The 3,448-nt window shown below is 44.8% G+C and carries 4 protein-coding genes; all 4 read right to left on the reverse strand.

The window, feature by feature from the left end; all coding sequences use genetic code 11:
* Positions 1–1,214 (reverse strand): TldD/PmbA family protein (locus MUP17_11760; GenBank protein MCJ7459649.1); only part of this gene is annotated, 1,214 nt, incomplete at its 3' end.
* Positions 1,211–2,071, reverse strand: a complete 861-nt coding sequence (locus MUP17_11765; protein MCJ7459650.1) for a hypothetical protein — start codon at positions 2,069–2,071, stop codon at positions 1,211–1,213. The genes MUP17_11765 and MUP17_11760, both read right to left, overlap by 4 nt.
* A 10-nt stretch (positions 2,072–2,081) precedes the next feature.
* Positions 2,082–3,158 (reverse strand): peptide chain release factor 1, encoded by a 1,077-nt coding sequence (prfA, locus tag MUP17_11770; protein MCJ7459651.1) that lies wholly within the window; start codon positions 3,156–3,158, stop codon positions 2,082–2,084.
* On the reverse strand, positions 3,155–3,448 hold a 294-nt coding region (locus tag MUP17_11775; protein MCJ7459652.1), incomplete at its 5' end, for a DUF1385 domain-containing protein. The genes prfA and MUP17_11775, both read right to left, overlap by 4 nt.

Genomic DNA, 3,448 nt, shown 5'->3' on the forward strand with positions numbered 1-3,448 from the left:
CCCATCTGGAAATTCTCCCGGTTGTCATCTATGCTCCAGGAGGAGACTGTCTCCATATAGATTCCGTCGTCCACCTCTGAAATCAAGTCCTCAAAACTATAATTCCCAGGCAAAAGTATGGTGTTAGTCATACGGATAATCGGGATATTTCCCCAGCCTTCAGCCCTCATTGAACCGTTAGATAAGGTCTTAACAAGAGGTGCCGTCTCCCTGGAGGTCAAGTACCCAACTAAGAGTCCGTTTTTGATCAAATCTTTTCTTTCAGCTTTAACTCCTTCATCATCATACCCGAAGCTTCCCAGACCACCTGGATAGGTAGGATCTGTGACCACATTGACTATGTCTGAGGCGTATCTGAGTTTGTTCAATTTATCCAGCGTGGCAAAGCTTGTGCCGGAGAAGTTTTTCTCTGCGCCCAAGACCCTGTCCAATTCTAATGGATGGCCTATGGACTCGTGAATCTGTAAGGAGAGTTGGGCGCCGTCCAAGACTAAAGTTTTCGTTCCGGATGGACAATCTTTAGCTGAAAGCAAAGCTTTTGCCTGCCGGGCTGTCTTTTCACAGTTTTCCTCAAGGTTTAACTCTTTGATTAATTCGTACCCTGTAGATTCATATTGCCCATTGGAATCCGGAAAAGACCTTTTTCCCATCTCCCTTCTGGACTTCATCGCTGTTGCTTCGATGCCTGCTCCGCTCTGAATAATAGTCTGCTCGATTTGAGAACCTTCTGAGCTTGAAAAGAACCTGTTCTCTTTTCTAAAATCCATAAAGGCGGAAGCTGAGGTGATGCCATCTGTTTTCCTTAACAATTGGTCTAAAGCTAAAAGATAATCCAACTTTTCTTTTAGAGGGATGGTAAAAGGGTCTATCTGGACTGGATTTCTATATGAATCTTTAGTTTTATTAAGAGGAGCTAAGACTAAATCGTTTTTCTTGAGCTTGGCTGAGGCTCTGGCAATTTTTACAGCAAGGCCAGCAGTCTTCTTCAGGTTGCCTTCATTCAGGTCTGCAGATGAGGCAAATCCCCAGGCACCATCTGCAATTACCCTTATCCCAAAGCCAAAAGAGTTGTTTTTCTCGATCAGCTCTACCGCACCGTTTTTTACCGAGATATTCTCGTCCTCAGTGTCGACAACCCGGATGTCCGCATAAGATGCACCCCTGGATTTTGCAGAATTCAGGGCTATCTCAGAGGCTTTTTTAAAATCGATCATATGCTGTGAGGAATAAGGTAGATCCCTAAAGTTAAAATATAACCCAAGATGCCAAACCAGGCCAGGGTTTTGTCCGGTAAAAGGTTTTTAGTTTTGTCTTTCCTGAAAGCTGAGCCTTTTATGAGAATCAAAAAGATAATCCAGTAAAATATAAGAATTGAAGTCTTGCTGTCAGTTATATCCGTGAAAATTGGGAAACCTCCCCAGAACTCGCCAAAGGTCAGGTTGGTAACCAGAATACCTAAAGGGACTCCTCCGATGAAAGAAAGAATTGTCGCCCACAGACTGTAAACAGAGAGTTGTCTGAGCGAATCTTTGCCCCACAATATCTCCAGAGAAGTGAACAGAACCAGGAATACAAAGAAAACAGAGGCAAACATCATCAGCACATGAGGTCCGATAACATAATGAGGAACTTTACCCTTGAATTTAACCAGAAAAGGGTTGTTTAAAAGGTCCAATTTTTCAGGCAAGGTCAATATTCTCTTACCCTGGCTATCAGATAAGGAAAGATAATAATAGGCCCTTTTCCCTTTTGGCTGTGAAGGAATAACTGCTGAAAACTGGTTAGCTTTTCCTTCGACTGGCTGCATTCTCAGACTGGTGTATTCACCTTCTCCTTTTCCAATCTTGTAAAAAAGGTTTAATGAATACTTATCCGCGGTTTCCGGAGTCGTTAGGGTGGCAATTATTTCTACTTCACCTGCTCCAACTTTTTCCGTTACAGTCGTATGGGATAGCTTTATCCCATCAGATGTCACTTCTGTAAGCTCTGGTACCCGGATAGATATGTGCTGGGCGATGCCGAGTAAAATCACAGTCAAAACGAAAGCTAAGACGTATTTGAAAAGCTTCATTCCTCCCTCCTTATTTTAAAACCTTCTCATTTTGTAACTTCTCAGCCTGTTCCTCTCTTTCCAGGACTGCTATTAGCTCGTCTAAGTCCCCAGACAGGACATCCTCCAGGCGATGCAGGGTCAAGCCGATCCGGTGATCCGTTATCCGGTTCTGGGGGAAATTATAGGTCCTGATCTTCTCTGACCGGTCACCGGTTTTGACCATCGATTTCCTCTGCCGGGCTATTTTCTCCTCCTGCTCTGTCCGGGCTTTGTCCAAAAGACGTGCCCTTAATACCTTTAATGCTTTATTCTTGTTTTTCAACTGCGATTTCTCGTCCTGGCAGGAGACTACAGTGTTAGTGGGCAAATGAGTTATCCGAACTGCTGAGTCCGTCGTATTTACCGACTGTCCTCCTGGACCTGAGGACCTGAACACGTCGATTTTCAGATCCTCCGGTTTTATCTCGATATCCACTTCCTCTGCCTCTGGTAAAACTGCGACTGAAGCGGCTGAGGTATGGATCCTGCCTGAGGCTTCGGTCTTTGGAACCCTCTGCACCCGGTGCACCCCGCTTTCGTATTTCAAATTCTTATAAACCTTATCTCCCTCCACTGAAAAGATTATCTCCTTAAATCCGCCTAAGCCGGTGGGGTTGGAACCTAAGATCTCTGTTCTCCACCCTTTTTTTTCCGAGTATTTTGCATACATCCTATACAGGTCTGCGGCGAAAAGGGCTGCCTCCTCACCACCGGTGCCTGCTCTTATCTCCACAATGGTATTCTTGGAATCGTTCGGGTCCTTTGGAATTAAAAGGAGTTTGAGTTTTTCCTCAAGCTTTTTCTTCTTCTCCTCTAACTCCTCTAATTCAGCTTTAGCTAACTCAACTAATTCCTTATCCTGTGACCCGGACTTAATCTTTTCGTCCTCCTCCATCTGCTTTAAAACCTGCTTTAATTGGGAATAAAGCTCCACTATCTCCGTTAGCTCTGCCTGCTCTTTGGCGACTTTCTTGTATCTGTTCTGGTCCTGGAGAACCTGAGGATCAGACAGAAGCAGGGTAAGCTCCCTGTATCTTTCCTGGACTTTTTCTAAAATCTCTATCATATTTTTTCTATAATGCTTTTATCCGGATCAATAGACAAATCCGGGTTTCCTAAGGCGCTTTCCAGAGCTACTATTGCCACTTCTAACTGGGACTCATCCGGCTCCTGGGTAGTTATCTTCTGCAGCCAGATGCCGGGTGCTGAGAGTATCCGGGTGATCTTGTTCTCCCTGGTTTTTCCGGAAAGTTTCAGAAGCTCATAAGAGCCGCCTGCTACCAGAGGCAGGAGTGAAAAGTGAAGCAGGAATCTTTTAAGAAGAGGAGGGTAGGTTCCGGCTACCAGGGTGTAGAC

This window comes from Candidatus Zixiibacteriota bacterium, from assembly GCA_022865345.1.
Lineage (GTDB): Bacteria > Zixibacteria > MSB-5A5 > MSB-5A5 > RBG-16-43-9 > RBG-16-43-9.